General features: G+C 37.0%; 15 protein-coding genes. 11 read left to right on the plus strand and 4 right to left on the minus strand.

From position 1 onward, the window contains the following. The first annotated feature begins 44 nt into the window (after positions 1-44). Positions 45-725 (plus strand): SDR family oxidoreductase, encoded by a 681-nt coding sequence (locus RK01_RS00870; RefSeq protein ID WP_016171408.1) that lies wholly within the window; start codon positions 45-47, stop codon positions 723-725. Positions 726-894: 169 nt separating this feature from the next. Then, entirely contained in the window at positions 895-1,575 is a 681-nt protein-coding gene (locus RK01_RS00875) for a YcjF family protein (protein ID WP_229084821.1), read from the plus strand. Between the two features lie 282 nt (positions 1,576-1,857). Here the strand turns inward: RK01_RS00875 and RK01_RS00880 are convergent, their stop codons facing one another. The 3 genes from RK01_RS00880 to RK01_RS00890 form a co-directional block, all read right to left on the minus strand. Further along, positions 1,858-2,973: a family 8 glycosyl hydrolase gene (locus tag RK01_RS00880; protein WP_016171410.1), complete on the minus strand. Its 1,116-nt coding sequence runs from the start codon at positions 2,971-2,973 to the stop codon at positions 1,858-1,860. A 38-nt stretch (positions 2,974-3,011) separates the two neighbouring features. After that, positions 3,012-4,322, minus strand: a complete 1,311-nt coding sequence (locus tag RK01_RS00885) for a glycosyltransferase family 2 protein (protein ID WP_016171411.1) — start codon at positions 4,320-4,322, stop codon at positions 3,012-3,014. A gap of 142 nt (positions 4,323-4,464) precedes the next feature. Further along, a complete protein-coding gene (locus RK01_RS00890) occupies positions 4,465-5,322 on the minus strand; it encodes a hypothetical protein (RefSeq protein WP_016171412.1) in 858 nt (285 codons plus the stop codon). A gap of 366 nt (positions 5,323-5,688) precedes the next feature. Here RK01_RS00890 and RK01_RS00895 point away from each other — a divergent pair, with 366 nt between their 5' ends. The 6 genes from RK01_RS00895 to RK01_RS00920 all read left to right on the plus strand — a co-directional run bounded on the left by RK01_RS00895 (position 5,689) and on the right by RK01_RS00920 (position 13,143). Continuing rightward, positions 5,689-7,143: an amidase gene (locus tag RK01_RS00895; protein ID WP_016171413.1), complete on the plus strand. Its 1,455-nt coding sequence runs from the start codon at positions 5,689-5,691 to the stop codon at positions 7,141-7,143. A 32-nt stretch (positions 7,144-7,175) separates the two neighbouring features. Further along, positions 7,176-8,021, plus strand: a complete 846-nt coding sequence (locus RK01_RS00900) for a transporter substrate-binding domain-containing protein (RefSeq protein ID WP_016171414.1) — start codon at positions 7,176-7,178, stop codon at positions 8,019-8,021. Then, a complete protein-coding gene (locus RK01_RS00905; RefSeq protein WP_016171415.1) occupies positions 8,021-8,689 on the plus strand; it encodes an amino acid ABC transporter permease in 669 nt (222 codons plus the stop codon). The genes RK01_RS00900 and RK01_RS00905 overlap by 1 nt, the downstream gene beginning before the upstream one ends. 396 nt (positions 8,690-9,085) lie before the next feature. Further along, positions 9,086-10,831 carry an ABC transporter ATP-binding protein gene (locus RK01_RS00910; protein ID WP_016171416.1) on the plus strand — a complete coding sequence of 582 codons (1,746 nt, stop codon included), beginning with the start codon at positions 9,086-9,088 and terminating at the stop codon, positions 10,829-10,831. Positions 10,832-10,934: 103 nt separating this feature from the next. Beyond that, positions 10,935-12,689: an ABC transporter ATP-binding protein gene (locus tag RK01_RS00915; RefSeq protein WP_016171417.1), complete on the plus strand. Its 1,755-nt coding sequence runs from the start codon at positions 10,935-10,937 to the stop codon at positions 12,687-12,689. A gap of 94 nt (positions 12,690-12,783) precedes the next feature. After that, positions 12,784-13,143, plus strand: a complete 360-nt coding sequence (locus RK01_RS00920; RefSeq protein ID WP_016171418.1) for a hypothetical protein — start codon at positions 12,784-12,786, stop codon at positions 13,141-13,143. A 122-nt stretch (positions 13,144-13,265) separates the two neighbouring features. Here the strand turns inward: RK01_RS00920 and rnhC are convergent, their stop codons facing one another. Continuing rightward, positions 13,266-14,210 carry a ribonuclease HIII gene (gene rnhC, locus RK01_RS00925; protein WP_016171419.1) on the minus strand — a complete coding sequence of 315 codons (945 nt, stop codon included), beginning with the start codon at positions 14,208-14,210 and terminating at the stop codon, positions 13,266-13,268. A 308-nt stretch (positions 14,211-14,518) separates the two neighbouring features. On the opposite strand from rnhC, the gene RK01_RS00930 reads away from it, so the two are divergent. The 3 genes from RK01_RS00930 to RK01_RS00940 all read left to right on the plus strand — a co-directional run bounded on the left by RK01_RS00930 (position 14,519) and on the right by RK01_RS00940 (position 17,958). Beyond that, complete coding sequence (locus tag RK01_RS00930) at positions 14,519-14,968, plus strand: cell division protein ZapA (protein WP_016171420.1); 450 nt, start codon at positions 14,519-14,521, stop codon at positions 14,966-14,968. Between the two features lie 3 nt (positions 14,969-14,971). After that, on the plus strand, positions 14,972-15,520 hold the full coding sequence (locus RK01_RS00935; RefSeq protein WP_016171421.1) for a CvpA family protein: 549 nt from the start codon (positions 14,972-14,974) through the stop codon (positions 15,518-15,520). A gap of 71 nt (positions 15,521-15,591) precedes the next feature. Then, positions 15,592-17,958, plus strand: a complete 2,367-nt coding sequence (locus RK01_RS00940; RefSeq protein ID WP_016171422.1) for an endonuclease MutS2 — start codon at positions 15,592-15,594, stop codon at positions 17,956-17,958. Positions 17,959-18,037: the final 79 nt, after the last annotated feature.

Genomic DNA, 18,037 nt, shown 5'->3' on the forward strand with positions numbered 1-18,037 from the left:
CAAAATGTTGTTAAATACACAAAAAATTAGGAAGAAGGGGTAGTATGAAAGTTTTAGTAGTAGGTGCCAACGGCAAAGTAGCGCGACACTTTGCAGATCAAATTAAAGAACATCCTTCAATAGCAGAAATAGCGGTTATTCGCAGTGAGGCGCAACTTTCCTTTTTTGAAAAACGTAAGATTGAAACGGTTTTATTAGACATTATTAACAATTCGATTGAAGATTTTTCTGCGGCCATGAAAGAGGTAGATTCAGTTGTCTTTAGTGCGGGGGCTGGAGGCAAAGGATTGGATAAAACAATCATGGTCGATTTAGACGGTGCAATAAAAGTAATGACTGCGGCCGAACAAGCGAATGTTAAACGTTTTGTGATGGTAAGTACATTTAAAACCGGACGAAAAGAAATTAGTCGCGAAATAAAAGCCAATTCAAGCTTAGCTCCTTATACTATTGCTAAAAATTATGCAGATGAATGGTTAAAGCATCGCACCAATCTAGATTGGACGATTATCCACCCGGGTTCATTAACAGACGATGCAGGTAGTGGAAAGATTACTTTAGCCGACAGTTTAACTGAAGAACTTGAAAAAACGTCCATTCCCCGAGAAGATGTTGCAGCAGTGATTTTAGCAGTTTTAGAAAATGCGAATACGATTGGTAAAGAATTTGAAATTATTACAGGTGATACGCCAATTGAAGCTGCAGTACAATCTTTTAAAGGATAAAATTACGTTATTTGGTGATTTCTAATATCTAACTCCCTTTTTAATTAAAAATCATAAGAGTTGTCTTTAGTAGAAAAAAAGGATATTTTGGAGTTAGTAACGATATAGTCTACTGTTAGGGCAATAAATAGATTAACCCGCGAAAGGAGAGGAAAACGTGAAATTTCCGATGAGACATAAAAATGGTGATAAGCCAGTAGAGAATAAAGAAGAAATTCCAGTAGAAAAGAAAGTAGAGGATGTAGATGATGCAGACTTTCAATCTTTTTTTGGCGATGTATTAAAACGTCTACCAAATCCGGCGGTAAAAATTATTACCAAAACATCTACTGCTACAAAGAAAAGAGCAGAAATATTACTTGCCTCAACTCGTGAGCGGTTTGATGGTGTTTTTGCCGATTTCTTAACAGATGTTGATTTAACCACCCGTAAAAAAGCGCATCGCATTATTCATATGGCCGCATTAAGTGCAGCGATTATTGGTTTATCACCGATACCATTTTCTGATGCTATTTTACTCGTTCCAGTTCAGCTGGTTATGATGGCACGGCTATATAAACTTTTTGGCCAATCTTGGTCAGAAGGAATAGCTAAAAGTATCACCAAAGAATTAGTTGTGGTTAGTTTTGGGCGTAGCGCAGTGGGAAATGTTTTGAAATTTATTCCAGTTGCCGGAACCATTAGCGGTGGTGCTGTGAACGCTGTTGTGGCTATTGCGATTACGGAATCACTGGGCTGGGTAACGGTTAAGATGCTATACGATGGAGAAGATATGTTTGAACAGGTGATGTCTTTTAAAGGACAATTTAATACTTTATTTAAAGCTTTACAATCTGCTGGTAAAAAATGATATTCGACACAAGAAAAGTTGAGCTGATTTCTACAGCTCTCAATCATTAAGACGAAATCTTTACAACTTGCTCTTTCATTTCTCAAGATTTAACTTAATGCCGCTAAGCGTTTGTTTAGGAAATTATATAGCAATAAACTTTGATATATCGAATTTATTTTTTGTGGCGAGCAAAGAAAGCCCAATAAAAAGCACTGAAATTTAATGTGCTTTTTATTGGGCTTTTGGTGTAGCTCTGGCGCTTTACTATTCTTTAAATTAAGTTTCTATGGCTCAAGGTGGCTACTTATTATACATTTCTAAAACAGATAATACTTTAAGTGTCTCATCATAGTAATTTTTACCATGAATAGGTTCTTCTACTACCCATTTTTGTGAAGTGACAAGTCCGCTATAAGGTTCTGCTTTATACGCGGCAGCTAAAACAGGAGCAGAAAAACTTTGATTTTGATAGTCGACTAAAGCCTTACCTTTTAATGAGTAGCCCGCATAGACAAATTTTTGATCCGCGAAAAAAGCTAACATTTTATCCAAGATATGGGCAACCTTAGGATCATTTGATTTCATGAGTCGTAGTGGTATACGGCAGGCATTGGCAGAATAATCACCATCATACTGATTATTTACTTGATTTTTTTTTGCTGGTGTAAGTTTATTATTTGTTTCAAACCAGGCAAAATCAGGCATAAGTCCTGTTTTTACTTGTTTACTTAAAATTTGGAGTAATTCAATGCCACGTGTATTTAGTCCCTGCCAAAATGAATCATGCGTAAAATGATAAAATTCTGTAAAATAGGCGGGCATGATGTCAGAAGGGCGTAAAATTCTGCTGGCTTTTTGATCCACAGTGGCCCAATCTCCCACTGTCAAAAAGTTTGTATCCGCATTATAGTTATACTGTTTAATGTCTGCCAGAAGTTTATTGGCAGCTGCGGCATAATCATGCTTACTCTTGGGCCATAATTTACTTGCTTTGATTAAGCTATAGGCGATATCCAAATCACCGTCTGTGGCATTGTGCAAACTGTCAGACTCCCAGCCTTTTTTTGTTTGGCTTTGACGCCATTGCATAAGATGGTTGCCATTCCCAATTTGATATTGGGTATAGTAAGCATAAAGGGCCTCAAAATCTGATTCTGAAGCAAATCCCTTTTCAGCCGCTAAAGTAGTGATCACCATCGCGTAGCCTTGTGCTTCTGATAAAGTAGAACGAGTAGTAGTACCCGTGTCAACAAAGGAACCTTCTTTTGTTGTGATGACGTAGTTTTCGCGCCATTTTTGATATAGATTGATTTGGATATTGTGTTCGTTATCAGCAATTGTACGAAATAAAATTACGACATAGGATGCTAATAAACAAATGGCAATTCCCCACAATAATAATGGCTTTTGCTTCATTATCAACCTCTACTTTCTAAAAAAATTAAAATGATTACTCAGTCATTAAAACGTTGTGTCTTGTACCATTTTGTGCCATCCCGTTTAAAGATACGGTCCAACATGAGTGAAAAAAAGGCAACGACAGACACGCCTAAAAAGAGTTGGGAGTACGTAAAATAGGAGGCAACAGAATATAAAAAATTTTCCGTAGTTGCTTGACCGTATTGGCTTACTAAAGCGACATTAATCTGCAGCAAATAAATGGCAAACATTAAAGCCCAATTAACCAATAAAATAGCTGCAATTTGGCGATTTCCACCACCAAAAGTAAATGGTACAGGTAAATCTAGATGGAAAATATTGAGTAATGTCGTAATTAAGTTGGACCAAAAGATAATTGTCGAAATGACAATGGCACAGTTAAACCAAAAGAATGTGTTGATATAGTAAAATATTTCCCATTTGATACGCCAATTACTCCGGTCAAATAGGTGCTTCAAATTCCCCGTAATAACTTCGTAATTTCCCTTTGCCCAACGTTTGCGTTGATTATAGTAAACGTTGATTGTTTCCGGTTCTTGTTGAAAGGCTTCAGATTGAGCAGCTAAGGCAATTAATTTTCCTTGTTCCATGATTTTAAAAGAAAGAGCGGTGTCTTCTGTTAAGGCACCATTATCCCAACCACCAATTTCTTTAACATAATTTTTTTGAATGATGAAGTTAGTGCCGGGAATATGGCCGATTTTAAAGAGTTCCCATAAACCTGTATGTTGAATGCGTTGGGTTGTCACGACTTCCAGATTAATACAGCGGGTCAAAAAATTTTGTTTATAATTCCGGGTCTTATTGCGACCGAAAACAGCAGCGTAATGTTCAGGATCTTCCAATGCTTTTTTGACGAGAAAATATAAAGCATTTTGTTCAGGCATCGCATCAGCATCATAAACACAGAGCCAATCGCCTTTTGCTTGTTTAAGGGCATCGTTTAATACCCCCGATTTTCCCCCAGAGCCTGTACGTTTGATAATTTGAATATCGTGATTGGCAAATTGTGGTAAATTTTTAACACTCATTGCTTCTGCATACGTGTTATCGGTGCAATTATCAGCAAAAACTAAAAACTCTAGCCGGTTGACAGGATAATTTAAGCGCAAAATGGCTTGCACTGTATCTTTAATCACTATCTCTTCATTATGAGCTGGTACGACAATGGTGATTAAAGGATATTCTTTTAATGGTTCCAAAAAACGCTTTGGCGGTTTCAAATTTTTTAGCAAAAACTTGATTGCACCAAAAATAGTTAATAAAGAAAAGAAGACAGAAATCCAAATTGACACAATTGTAAAAATCATGAGTCCCTTAGCCATTTAAGTTCCTCCTTTTAAAGTATTTCCAGACCCTTGACTGGATGATAAGGGCGGAAATAAATAGCCCTACCGTGGCGATAAAAAATAAAATGGTGACGATAATACTCAGCCAGTAAAATATATCTAACAAGTGATTCACTCCTTAAACGATGTATTCTGCCATTAAATCAGTCTCGGCCCGCCGATTGAGTCTACTTAGTACTTGTTCAGCGGTCAGCTGCGTATCCCGTTGTAAAACAATCATACTTTGGCGGATGGTAATATCTTGATTGTGATCAAAGGGGAAAAGCATCAATTGCGTTTTAGTAATCTGATTCAAACTCTCTGTTTCTGCAGTACATTGATTGTTAAAAAGTGGCGATATGACAATGAATGTTCCTTCATCAACATAAAAAAGCTGTTCTTCTGGTAAACGAATGAGTTCTAAGTCATCAGCCAAATTATGAAGCAATTCGTTGGTTTTGTTTTCACTTTGATAGCGATATTGATCCAGATTATCGACATAAAACATTGAAACCGCCAAAGAACGATCCAGTTTTGGTCGAATCGTCATGGTATCTAAAAATTGTTGGTAGCGCTCAATAAATTTATTCATACTACCAAGTCCAGTCAATGCATCTGTATTTTGTAAGAAAGTGGCAATTTCTTTACGACCACTAATTAATCGTTTCCTCAAAAAAATGTCAGTTTTGATAAAATATCCCGCAATAGTAAAAGTAGGGACGATGACAATAAGATAAATTTTTAACCAGCCACTCATGACAACTGGGAAAAAGTAGAGTACGAAGCTTCCAATTCCAATCATAAACATCGTGATAACAACGACAAAAAGGGAATTGCCCATCATACCAAATAAAATCCCCAAAAATACCAATAAATTTGCATAGTAAAACGTTTGGTGATCAACAAAATTATACAAAATTAAATCTTGAACCAAACTGAGTGCCATTAAAAGAATAACACCGACTTCCAAGGGGATACGATAACGAAGGTTTTTCATTTGTTTCACCTCAATAGAAAATTTTATTTTTGCTTAATTCTAGCGTACCATAGCCGGTTGCATTCTACTCTTATTTTGATTATTCTTCAAAAGAAATCTATTGAAAAATGAATTTTTTAATTGTTTTTTGGGAATATCTCATCAAGACGAAAAAGTGAAAATGAATAGTGCTACAAGTTGGCATTCTGTTCTAAAAAATAGATGGAATATATGATTGTTTTGTTGTTATAAACGGATTTTTGCTTGTTTAGTACAGATTTATAAGTTGTACTCTTTTTAAGAGTGTGGTAAAAATAAATAGATAAAAAAAGCGCTTGCGAATTTGGAGTTTGGTTAAAAAGGGAATGTGAAAGTGAGGAATAGCGAATGAGGGATGCAACATATTATGCTACTGCGCTAAAAAATGGTGTATTTTCAATCGATGAATTATTGGAAATGATTGTTAAAAAAGCGCAATTACACCAAGATTTAAATGCCTTTATTTATGATTTTGATATCCATGGTGCTAAAAGTGATTATGAAAAAACAAAAAACGGAATTTTTGGTGGGTTACCTATTCCTTTGAAAATTTTAGGACAAAATAAAGCAGGATGGCCAGCCACTTCCGCTTCACGAATCTTTGCAGATACCAAAGCGCGCAAAAGTAATAATTATGTCAAAGCCTTGATGAAAAGTGGGCTAACGCCTTTTGGTCAAACGAATGCACCGGAATTTGGCTTTAAAAATATTACAGATCCAACTCTTTACGGTCCTAGCCGTAATCCGTGGAATCTTGCCTATTCACCTGGCGGTTCTAGTGGCGGTGCAGCAGCGGCGGTAGCTGCGGGAATTTTTCCTTTAGCTGGTGCCAGTGATGGTGGCGGTTCCATTCGTATTCCTGCTTCTTTTAGTGGATTGATTGGGTTAAAACCAACGCGTGGTGCGATTCCCACCGGACCAGATTCCTGGCGCGATTGGCAAGGAGCGGCGATTAATTTTGCTCTCACTGTTTCCATACGGGATACTGAAAAACTTTTTTACGGAATTAGAGGGCAACATCCTGCCGCACCGTATCAGGCACCACAGAGAGAATGGGAAAGGAAACCTTTAAAAAATAAACTTAAGATTGCCTACACAACAACTTCTCCTGTGGGAAGTATGGTGTCAGCAGAAGCGGAAAAAGCAGTAGTTGATGCGGTTGTCTTTTTGCAATCGCTTGGTCATGAAGTTGTTGAAATTAAATATCCTTTAGATGGTCGACAGCTCATTTGTGATTATTACAAAATGAATGGAGCAGAAACGGCAGCTATGTTTGCAGAGATTGAACAAGGAATTGGGCGTGCAGTCACAAAAGAGGACATGGAGCTGATGACTTGGGGGATTTACCAAGCTGGTTTAAAAACACCAGCAGCAAAATATGTGGCAACATTGCAAAATTGGGATCATGCTGCATTTGTAATGGAAGAACTCTTTACGGATTATGATTTGTTCTTAACACCTACTACGGCTTATTCAGCGCCGAAAATTGATGAAAATTTGCAAAGTGAGAAAATCTTTGCCCAACTGGCTCAGGTGGAAACACTAAATGAAACTCAAGCTGATGAGCTCGTTTATGAAATGTTTGAAAAAAGTTTGGCATTGTCACCTTTTACGCAGTTAGCAAATTTGACGGGTGAGCCGGCTATTAGTTTACCAACTTTTATCACGCAGGCGGGTATGCCATTAGGAATACAATTTATGGCAGCCAAAGGACGAGAAGATTTATTGTTTCAAATTGGTAAAATTTTTGAGTTAGAAGGAAAATTTCGTTTACCAAAAACTTATCAACATGAAACTTTTTAAATAAAAATATTGGAGATTACAGGGGGAAGACAATGAAGAAATGGGCAACAATTCTGTTAGTAGTAGCCAGTGGGGTAATTTTGGCATCATGCAGCAGTAACACAACAAAAGCCAAGACAAAAGATACAAGTTGGGATGAAGTTGAAAAAGACAAAACTTTAACAGTAGCAACTTCGGGAACTTTATTTCCATCTTCTTACTATAACGATAAGAATGAATTAAATGGTTATGATGTTGATATTGCAAAAGAAGTCGCTAAACGCTTAGGCGTCAAAGTTGTCTTTAAAGAATACAATGTGGATGGTCAAATCGCATCTATTAATCGCAACGAAGCAGATTTTGCTGCGAATGATTTTGGTTTATCAAAAGAGCGTGCAAAGAAATTTTCTTTATCAGTACCAATTAAATATTCTTTTGATAGTATGATCGTCAGAAAAAGTGATGATTCAGGAATTCACAAACTTAGCGATTTAAAAGGAAAAAAGGCAGCAGGGGAACCCAATACGAGCTACATGAAAATTGCCGAAAAATATGGTGCAACACCCATCACTTATGATAATGCCACTAATGATCAATATTTAACCGATGTTGCCAACGGACGGACGGATGTTATTTTAAATGATTACTATTTACAAAAAATGTCAGTCGCAGCACTACCAGATATTCCGGTGAAAATTTTGGAAGATGTCTATTTCAATGCCAATCATATCGGCTTTTTATTTGTCAAAGAACATCAAGCGCTAAAAGCTAAAGTAGATGAAACTTTAAATGCAATGCAAAAAGATGGTACCTTGAAAAAAATCGCAGAAACGTATTTTCAAACGGATGTTTCCGTGAAACCAAAACAAGAAATAAAAGAAACGGTGTCTGCAGATTAATGTATATTCCAAAACTGGATTTTTCTTTAATGGTGGCATCTTTACCTTTTATTTTACAAGGATTGCGCTATACGCTTGGTATAAGCATTTTGACGTTTTTGTTGGGAAATATAATGGGAATTTGCTTAACTGTGCTCTCTTTTTTACCTAGCAAAATATTGCGTAATCTCATCCGCTTTTATATTTCTTTTTTACGCGGTGTACCTGCATTAGTATTGTTATTTTTACTCTATTTTGGTTTACCTTATCAACTCTCAGCTCTTAGTGCAGCAATTATTTGTTTTAGTGTAACCAGCAGTGCTTTCATCGCGGAAATTTATCGTGGTGCGATTACCGGAGTTGATGTGGGACAATGGGATGCAGCTTATGCTACTGGCTTGAGTTTTTGGCAGACAATTTATTTGATTATTTTACCCCAAGCGTTCCGCTTGTCGGTCCCGGCATTAGGAAATGTGGCCATGGATTTGGTCAAAGGGACATCCTTAGCGGCCATGATTACGATTCCGGATATTTTTCAAAAAGCTAAAATTGTCGGTGGCCGGACCTTTGATTATATGTCGATGTATATTCTGGTTGCATTCATTTATTGGCTTTTATGCATTTTGATCGGTTTTGGTCAAAATCATTTAGAAAAATATTTCAAAAAACGTTTTGGCGCAGCTAATTAATCTAAAATCATTGATACTAAAAGCTTCGCAACAGGATTGTGTTTTAGTTAAAAGGATGATTAAATGTACAAAAAAGCACATATTTTTAAATATTTATGAAGAAAATACTTGTGTAATTTTTTGTAACCTGATATCCTTTGTGTAACGTTTACAAAAAATGGGAAGGAGGAAGCATGATGATTAAGTTAAACGAAAAAAAATTAAGTCTATTCATCGCAAATAATTCCTTACTCCCGTATGATAATTCCAATTAGCGAAGATACTGAATTAACCCTCAGACTCTGCCCTTGGTATACTCGGGTAGAGTCTTTTTTGCGCGCAAAAATACAGAATATTAAGGAAATATTCGCGAAAAGCTCAGAAATAGCGATTTTTGAATTTTAATTGGAGGTTATTATGAATTACGTTTTAAAGCACTTATTCACTTATATTAAACAACATAAAAGACGCTATGGGATCGTTTTATTTTTTATGATTTTAAACAGCGCATTAGCAGTAGTGCCCACTTATATTATTCGTCTTTTTATTGATGCAATTATCCAAAAGACATTAACATTTTCATTATTGTTACAATATAGTGGCGTTTTTGCCTTGACGATTATTTTATGCTATTTGGCAGATTTTACTTGGACGTATCTCTTATTTATCGGCTCTTATGATTTACAAAAGAGTTTGCGGGAACAATTAATGGCACATTTTTTGAAAATGGGTGCGCCTTTTTATGAACGTTTTCGTACCGGAGATTTAATGACCCGCTCTAGTGATGATGTACAGGTCATGGGGATGACAGTCGGGTATGGTCTTATGGTGTTTATGAATACAAGTTTATTTTTAGGTTTTATTCTCCTGATGATGGCCACAACTGTTTCAGGTCTATTGACTTTCATCGCTTTATTGCCAATGCCGATTTTAGCTTACTATATTTTTAAATGGGGCTCAAAAATAGATCGTCTTTTTACCGAAGCACAAAAGTCGGTTTCGGATTTAAATAGTGAAGTTTTAGAAATTATTGATGGTATTCGGGTCGTACGCGCTTTTGGTTTAGAAACAGAAAAAACAACAGCTTTTGAAGCAAAAACAAAAGCAGTGAATGAAAAAAATAATCAAGTTTCAGAACTTGATTCCCGTTTTGGTCCGTTGATTACGATTATTTTGGCAATCAGCTTTGTGGCGAGTTTTGGAGCCGGAGCCTTTTTAGTCCAAAAGCAACAAATTACCGTTGGGGCCATGGTCTCTTTCCAAGTGTATTTGACAATGATTGTTTGGCCGATGATTTCAGCGGGGGATTTAGTCAACGTCATGCAACAAGGGGCAGCTTCTTGGCGCCGGATTAATGAAGTTTTAAAAGCAAAAGATAATTTGGAAGAAGATGGAACCAAGCGATTGCCTCAACTTGAAAAAATTAGTTTTGAAAATTATGATTTTGCTTATCCTGCTAGTACCCAAAATGTTTTACAACAAGTGAATCTCACCATTAATAAAGGGCAATTGATTGGCATTGTCGGTAAAACCGGTAGTGGTAAAACAACTTTACTGCGCCAGTTACTTCATCGCTATCCGTATTCTGCACAAGTGCCCCAATTAAACGATAGACCTTTAACTGCTTTTGAGACGCGTGATGTGCGGGAACAATTTGCGGAAGTCCCACAAGAACACACGCTGTTTTCACGCACGATTAAAGAAAATTTGTTGTTTGGTAAAGGCGATGCGACAGAAGCTGAACTGTGGCAAGCTTTGACGGCTGCTTCTTTAGCTGAAGATGTCAAAAAAATGCCGGCGCAGTTAGAAACTTTAATTGGAGAAAAAGGAATGTCGTTATCTGGTGGACAAAAACAGCGTTTGGCTTTAGCCCGTGCTTTTTTGCGCCATAGTCAAGTTTTATTGTTGGATGACGCCCTTTCAGCGGTGGACGCCAAAACCGAACAAGCGATTATCGATCAATTAAAGCAAGTACAAGCCAAGCGGACTGCTATTATTGTGACACATCGCTTATCTGCGATTACCACAGCAGATCAAATTATTGTGTTAGAAGACGGCAAAGTGGTCCAAAAAGGAACCCACCAAACGTTGATTCAAACACCAGGCTGGTATCAAGAGCAATATTATCATCAGCAATTAAATGAAGAGAAAACGCAAGGTTAAAAGATGCGGACAAGTTATAGCTAAAATTATACGTTCATCTGTTTAGCCAAGTTTCGTTTTCCAATCACAGTTTTACCAGTTTATGAAGTAGGAGTTGAAAAAAATGGTCAAAACCATCAAACGGCTTTTAAGTTATGTCAAAGCCGATAAAATGATTTTTAGTATCAGTGTGGGATTGCTAATATTAGCCTCAGGCCTGGAGCTTATTTCCCCATTAATTGCCAAACGCATGATTGATAGCGTTATGACGCCAGCTTTTGATACCGGAAATTTACCTGTATTGTTATTAATCCAATTGTTGTCTTTGTATTTGCTATTAAATATTGTGGGTTCTCTCTTTCGCTATCTGAGTATTTTAAAATTGCGTAAGATGGCCAATCAAATTGTTAAGAGAATGCGAGATCAATTATTTGGGCATTTACAGCAATTGCCTATCGCTTATTTTGATAAATTACCTGCCGGCAAAATCGTGGCGCGTATCACGAATGATACAGAAGTTTTACGGTCGAGTTTTTATGTCAGTGTCATTAGCAATTTATTAAGTAATCTTATTCAAATTATTGGTGTTTATATTGCAATCTTTTTATTAAATGCACGCTTAGGGGCGGCCTTATTACTATTGTTGCCACTTCTTATATTATGGCAACATTTCTACACTCGTAAAGCATCGAAATACAATTTAGCGATGCGGGAGTATATTTCGCAAATTAGCGGTCAGCTAAATGAGTTTGTGCAAGGTGTAGCGGTTATTCAAGCTTTTCAAAAAGAACAGCAGTTGTTACAAGAATTTCGCCAAACGGTAACCAAATGGTTTAATGTGGGGAAAAAAGCTTTACTACTAGACGCAGGGGCTGCTTGGGGATTAGGAACCTTTCTACGTAACGGTACTATTTTATTAGTGGTGACCACTTTAGCTAGTTTCTTTTTAAATGGTCAATTGGCCATTTCTGCAGGGCTACTTTATGCCTTCATTGACTATATTAATCGGCTTTTTGATCCAATTGAAGGCATGGTTCAAACAGTTGCTGGCGTACAACAATCTTTGGCTGCTGGCACCAGAATTTTTGCATTAGCTGATGAAAAAATTGAAAGTCAAGAAACAAAGAACATTCAAATTGAAAAAGGGGCAGTAGCATTTCAAGATGTTTCTTTTGGCTATACCTCTGATCAAACTGTCTTACACCATATTGATTTTGCAGCTGAACCAGGAGAAACAGTCGCTTTAGTGGGACATACGGGTTCAGGTAAATCCAGTATTTTAAATTTACTTTTTCGTTTTTACGAACCGAGTAATGGCGCAATTTTAATTGATGATCAAAATATTTCAGACTACAGTCGTCAGTCATTGCGGCATTTTATGGCAATTGTGATGCAAGATCCATATCTTTTTAGCGGGACGATTGCTAGTAATATTAATATGGGAGATAAAAACATTAGTGACGACATGGTATTAAGTGCTTTAAAGCAAGTGGGAGCAGAATATTTAGTTCAGCGCTATCCAGAAGGCATTTATCATCCGGTAGTAGAAAAAGGACAAGCTTTTTCAAGTGGGGAAAGGCAGCTGATTAGTTTTGCCCGCGCGTTAGTTTTTAACCCCAAAATTTTAATTTTGGATGAAGCAACGAGTCACGTTGATACGCAAACAGAAGTAATTATTCAAAAAGCAATGGAAGTTTTGCAAAAAGGACGGACTACCTTTATTATTGCTCACCGCCTTTCAACCATTAAAGAAGCAGATGAAATTTTAGTGTTGGAAGATGGCCGAATTGTGGAACGGGGCTCGCATCAAAGATTGCTTGAAAAAGCGGGTATTTATTATCAGATGTATCAGATGCAAGCCGCCCAATTGTCAGCTTAAGAGCTAGATTTTGACATTCTAAGTCCCTGTGTTAAAATCGGAACAGACATTTTTAGATGTTTGAAATTGATTCTTAATAGATTGGAAGTTTAACATGGTCAGTGATATTTTAAGTTTATTTGTCATGATTTTAGTCGGAATTTATAGCGCACTGTTCTTAAGTACAGGAGTTTGGTTAATGTACTTGCAAATCAAGAGCAAAGTCAGCAAAATGGATCAAAACAGCTGGGAGAATTATTTTAATAAAATTAAACCTAAAGGGGTTATGATCCGCGTCTTAGTTTGCTATTTCATCATCTTGGCTTTGATTGCAGTGTTAAATACGTTTGCAGTTTGGCAAGGAAATTTTTACTACGGCATTTTAATGGTGGCTTGTGGTCTGTTTCATATTTTTTATAAGTTTCAAACGCAAAAAGGGGATTTTTCTAAGCTTTTTAAAGGTCCAAAGTCTTAATTTGCTTTTTGATAAAATCTGAAAATACCCGAAAGATGTGCCTTTCTGACGTTTTATAAAACGTCCTACTGTAAGAAGTAGAGGAAAAAGATGGACATCTTTCGGGTATTGTTTTTGAAAAATTAGAAACCTGCCAATTTTTGTGCTTTTTGAGTATTGGCAAAATGAAGTTTGGCATATTTGGCTAATAAATCCATGCCGCCTTGTTGCAATATTTTGGCGGCTACTTGATCAGATTTATTGCCCGCGCCAGATGGAACCAGCATACCTAGTTCTTTGGAAGCCATCTCCAATTCCTCTAAAAAACTGGCTCGACATAAAATGGACGCTGCTGCAACAGCTAAATGATATTGTTCACCTTTGGTAATGAAATGAAGATCAGTAGTGACTTGATTTTTTTCTTGGCGCAAATATTTTCTATAGTTGACCTCTGAGGTAAACTGGTCAATTAGAATACCATCCGCTTTTACTGGCGCAATTTTTTGTTGCAACAGATAAATGGCTTGGTTATGCAAAGCTACTTTCATGCGAACGGCATTATATTTAGGTTGGATCTCATTGTATTTTTCTGGTGTGACAACCAATTTTTGAAAAGGTACTGTAGCAGCGATTTTTGGCGCAAGTTGGCGAATTTCTTTATCCGTTAACATTTTAGAATCTTTAACACCAATTTTTTTGAGGTAAGCTAGATTCTCACTGGCTGCATAGACAGCACAAACGACTAAAGGCCCAAAATAACTGCCGTTACCAACTTCATCGCTTCCGATAATGCTCTTTTTTGAAAAATCTTTTGGTAAGTCATTTTCAGCTGCCGTTTGCTTTTTAGCAACTTTATTATTCCCATGTGTAACTGTATCTGTCTGTTTTTGGTCCCATTTTGCCGCTTCTAATTGTGCATTGGCTCCTTGAAACATCACTTTGCCAGAAGTATAAGCAGTGATTGTGACGCCATTTTTTTTTGCGACAAATAGTGTGTAGGGATTTTTGTTGGGAATACTTTGAAGTGCATAATGGGCTTTCAGCTGTGGAAATTGAGTTTTACTTAATTTTAAGACAATGGTATTCATATAAACTTCCTTTTTCGTTATTCTATTTTCTTTTAGCCATGTTCTTCAATGCTTTTAAAGATGTTTGGTATTCCAAAGGTTAATGGAGTTCACCGTCATTTCTCCTGTTTAATTTGCAATTAGATTTTAACATAGATATAAAAAAGCGTAAGCCTAAGCGGGGATTTTTATCTAATCATGGAAATTTTACGATTTTTCCCCTATAATATACAGGAGTTTGCCACTTAAACATTTGGTGGGAAAATACTAGCATAATCGAAATGGTTTTGTGAAAGATAATGAAAGTTATGAAGAAGGGAAGACAGAGCATGGTAGCGGAACGCAAACGCTATAAAGCTGTGATTGCCAATCGCACCTATACAATTATTGGTGAGAAGACTGCGCAGCATATGAATCTGGTCACAAAGCTTGTCAATGAACAGCTTAATGAAATTAAAACTATTTCACCGCAAATGAATGATGAGCAAGCAGCAATTTTATTGGCTGTTAATGCGGTATCAGATCAAGTAGACAAGCAAGGAGAAGTCCTGCGTTTACAAAAAGAAGTGCAAGAACTGCGGGAAAAAACTGTCAGAATCGTTGAATTGGAAAATCGTATCAAACGAATTGAAGCGATTGAAAACGAGGCACGTAAATATTTAGCTGAACAAGGACAAACAGATATCAAAATAAAAGACCATGTTCAGGCACAACAAATTTTAAATGAAGCACGCAAAAAACAAATAAAACAAAAGACGTCATTGGACAGAAAGGATTAACAGATGATTGGATTACTTATCATCCTGATACTCGTGATTGCGTTTTATATCGGAGGTCGTCGAGGGGCGCCACTTCAATTGGCTTATACACTAGGATATTTTCTATCTTTTGCCGTGGCTTGTTTTAGCTACCAAAGCTTGGCAAAAAAATTAGAACTATTCGTTCCGTATCCTTCTGTCACTCCCGATGCGAAAATGGTTTTTTACAGCCAAAATCAATCTTTAGATTTGGATAAAGCTTATTATGCAGCCGTTGCCTTTTTACTGGTTATGTTTATTGGTTGGCTTATTACAAGTTTAATTGTCGTATTTTTAAACAATTTACGGTTTAAACGATTATTGGAAAATTACGATTGGGTTCTAGGTGGCTTGTTCAATGTATTGACAGCTTATGTGGTCATCTTCTTTGTCCTCTTTGTGTTAGCTATGATTCCTTTGGCAACAGTACAAAATATATTTCGAGATCACTTTTCTGCCCGCATGATTGTGGAACATTCTTTTATCTTGTCTTGGCTTTTTAAAAATCTGTGGGTAACAAGTATTCTTGGTTAAAAAAACGGGACAGTGTTTGGCAGCAGCTGAACTGTCCTGTTTTTTCATAATTTAATAGGTAGGTGAACTAAATGAATAAACGAATATATGAAACTCTGGAACTTTCCCGTGTGAAACAAATGGTAGCCCAATACCTTCAAACTGCCCAAGGGATAGAAGAGTTGGAAAGTTTAGTACCAAGTATAGACGAAACAGTAATAAATGGCTGGTTAAATGAAACAGCAGATGGTTTGAAAGTTCAGCGTTTACGGGGAGGAATCCCGATTCCAAAAATTGAAAATATCCGGCCGCAAATGAAGCGGATTGAAATTGGAGCAGATTTAAACGGCGTCGAATTAGCGCAAATCGCCCGTGTTTTATCCACAACGGGTCAAGTGAAAAAATTTATTGCGGATTTGGCTGATAGTGAAATTGAATTTTTACGTCTTTACGATTGGGCGGAACAATTAGAACATTTGCCTGATTTAACGCGCCGCTTACAAACCGCTATTGATGAAGACGGCTATGTCACTGATGAAGCATCTGCGGAGTTAAAAGTTATTCGCAATAATATTCGTCGCAGCGAACAGACAATTCGGGAACAATTAGATGGCATTTTACGGGGAAATAATGCCCGATATTTAAGCGACACAATTATTACGATGCGAAATGATCGTTATGTAATTCCCGTCAAACAAGAATATCGTGGTGTTTTTGGAGGCGTGGTTCACGATCAAAGCTCCTCTGGCCAAACCCTTTTTATTGAGCCCAAACAAATCGTGGACTCTAATAATCGCTTGCGCCAACACCAAATAAATGAACGACAAGAAATTGAACGTATTTTAGCGGAACTTTCTGCTGAATTAGTTCCTTATCAAAAAGAAATTATTCATAATGCTTTTGTGCTCGGCAAGTTTGACTTGATGAATGCCAAGGCACGCTTTGGAAAAGAATTAAAGGCGGTCGTGCCCAATGTTAGTACTGAAAATCATGTTTACTTTAAGCAAGCGCGTCATCCTTTGATTGATCAAGATGTTGTGGTGGCCAATGATATTATGATTGGTCAAGATTTCCAAGCAGTTGTGATTACCGGCCCCAATACGGGTGGGAAAACCATTACGTTAAAAACACTAGGCTTATTGCAATTGATGGGACAATCAGGATTACCTATTCCAGCAGGTGAAGATAGCCAAATGGGAATCTTTCATGAGATTTTTGCTGATATTGGCGATGAGCAATCCATTGAGCAAAGTCTGTCGACATTTTCTTCTCATATGACCAATATTGTCTCTATTTTAGCGAAAGTAGATAAACATAGTTTGGTCTTGTTTGATGAATTGGGTGCGGGCACCGATCCCCAAGAAGGGGCTGCTTTAGCAATTGCGATTTTAGATGCATTAGGCGCCAAATCTGCTTATGTGATGGCGACAACTCACTATCCGGAATTAAAAGTATATGGTTACAATCGCAGTAATACGATTAATGCCAGTATGGAATTTGATGTAGATACCCTTAGTCCGACTTATCGTTTGTTAATTGGAGTGCCTGGGCGTAGTAATGCTTTTGAAATTTCGAAACGCTTAGGCTTAGACAATCACATTATTGATGCCGCCAAACAAATTATGGATGGTGAAAGTCAAGACTTAAATGAAATGATTGCCGATTTAGAAAACAGACGTAAAATGACGGAGACAGAATATTTAGAGGTGCGTCACTATGTCGATGAAGCGGCTAGGTTACAACAAGAATTAAAAGAGGCCTATAGCTATTTCTTTGAAGAACGAGAAAAAGAATTGGCAAAAGCTAAAAAACAAGCCAATAAAATTGTCGACGAAGCCAAAGAAGAAGCAGAAGTCATTATTTCAGACTTACGCAAAAAGCAATTAGCAGCAGGGCAAGCGCAAGTAAAAGAACATGAATTAATTGATGCCCGCACTAAATTGGAGAATTTGCATCAAGAAGATAATCAGCTGAAGAAAAATAAAGTCCTCCAAAAAGCCAAGCAAAAGAAAAAACTAAAAGTTGGCGACGAAGTATTAGTGGCTTCGTATGGTCAAAGAGGCATTTTACTTCAAAAAATGAGTGGTGATAACTGGCAAGTACAATTAGGTATTTTGAAAATGACATTACCTGAAAGTGAACTACAAAGTGTAGCACCTGTTAAAGAGCCTGTGCAACGGGTGGTTAGTACTGTTCGTTCAGATAGCAATAGCCACGTGGCAACGCAACTGGATTTAAGAGGCAAGCGGTATGAAGAAGCGTTAAATGAAGTAGATCAATATTTAGATGCTGCGATTTTAGCCGGTTATCCGCAAGTGACTATCGTTCATGGCAAAGGAACAGGGGCTTTACGCCAAGGAATTACGGATTATTTGAAAAATCACCGTAGTGTAAAAAGTTTTGAATTTGCACCACCAAACCAAGGTGGCAATGGCGCTACTGTTGTTAAATTTAAATAATTAAAAAAACTTTAACAAAAGATAGCTTAACATGTGGACTTGTGGCCAAATTAATCGCTATCATTTTTGGCACTTACCA

Origin of the sequence: Enterococcus dispar ATCC 51266 (assembly GCF_000406945.1) — a bacterium.
Taxonomy (GTDB): Bacteria; Bacillota; Bacilli; order Lactobacillales; family Enterococcaceae; genus Enterococcus_C; species Enterococcus_C dispar.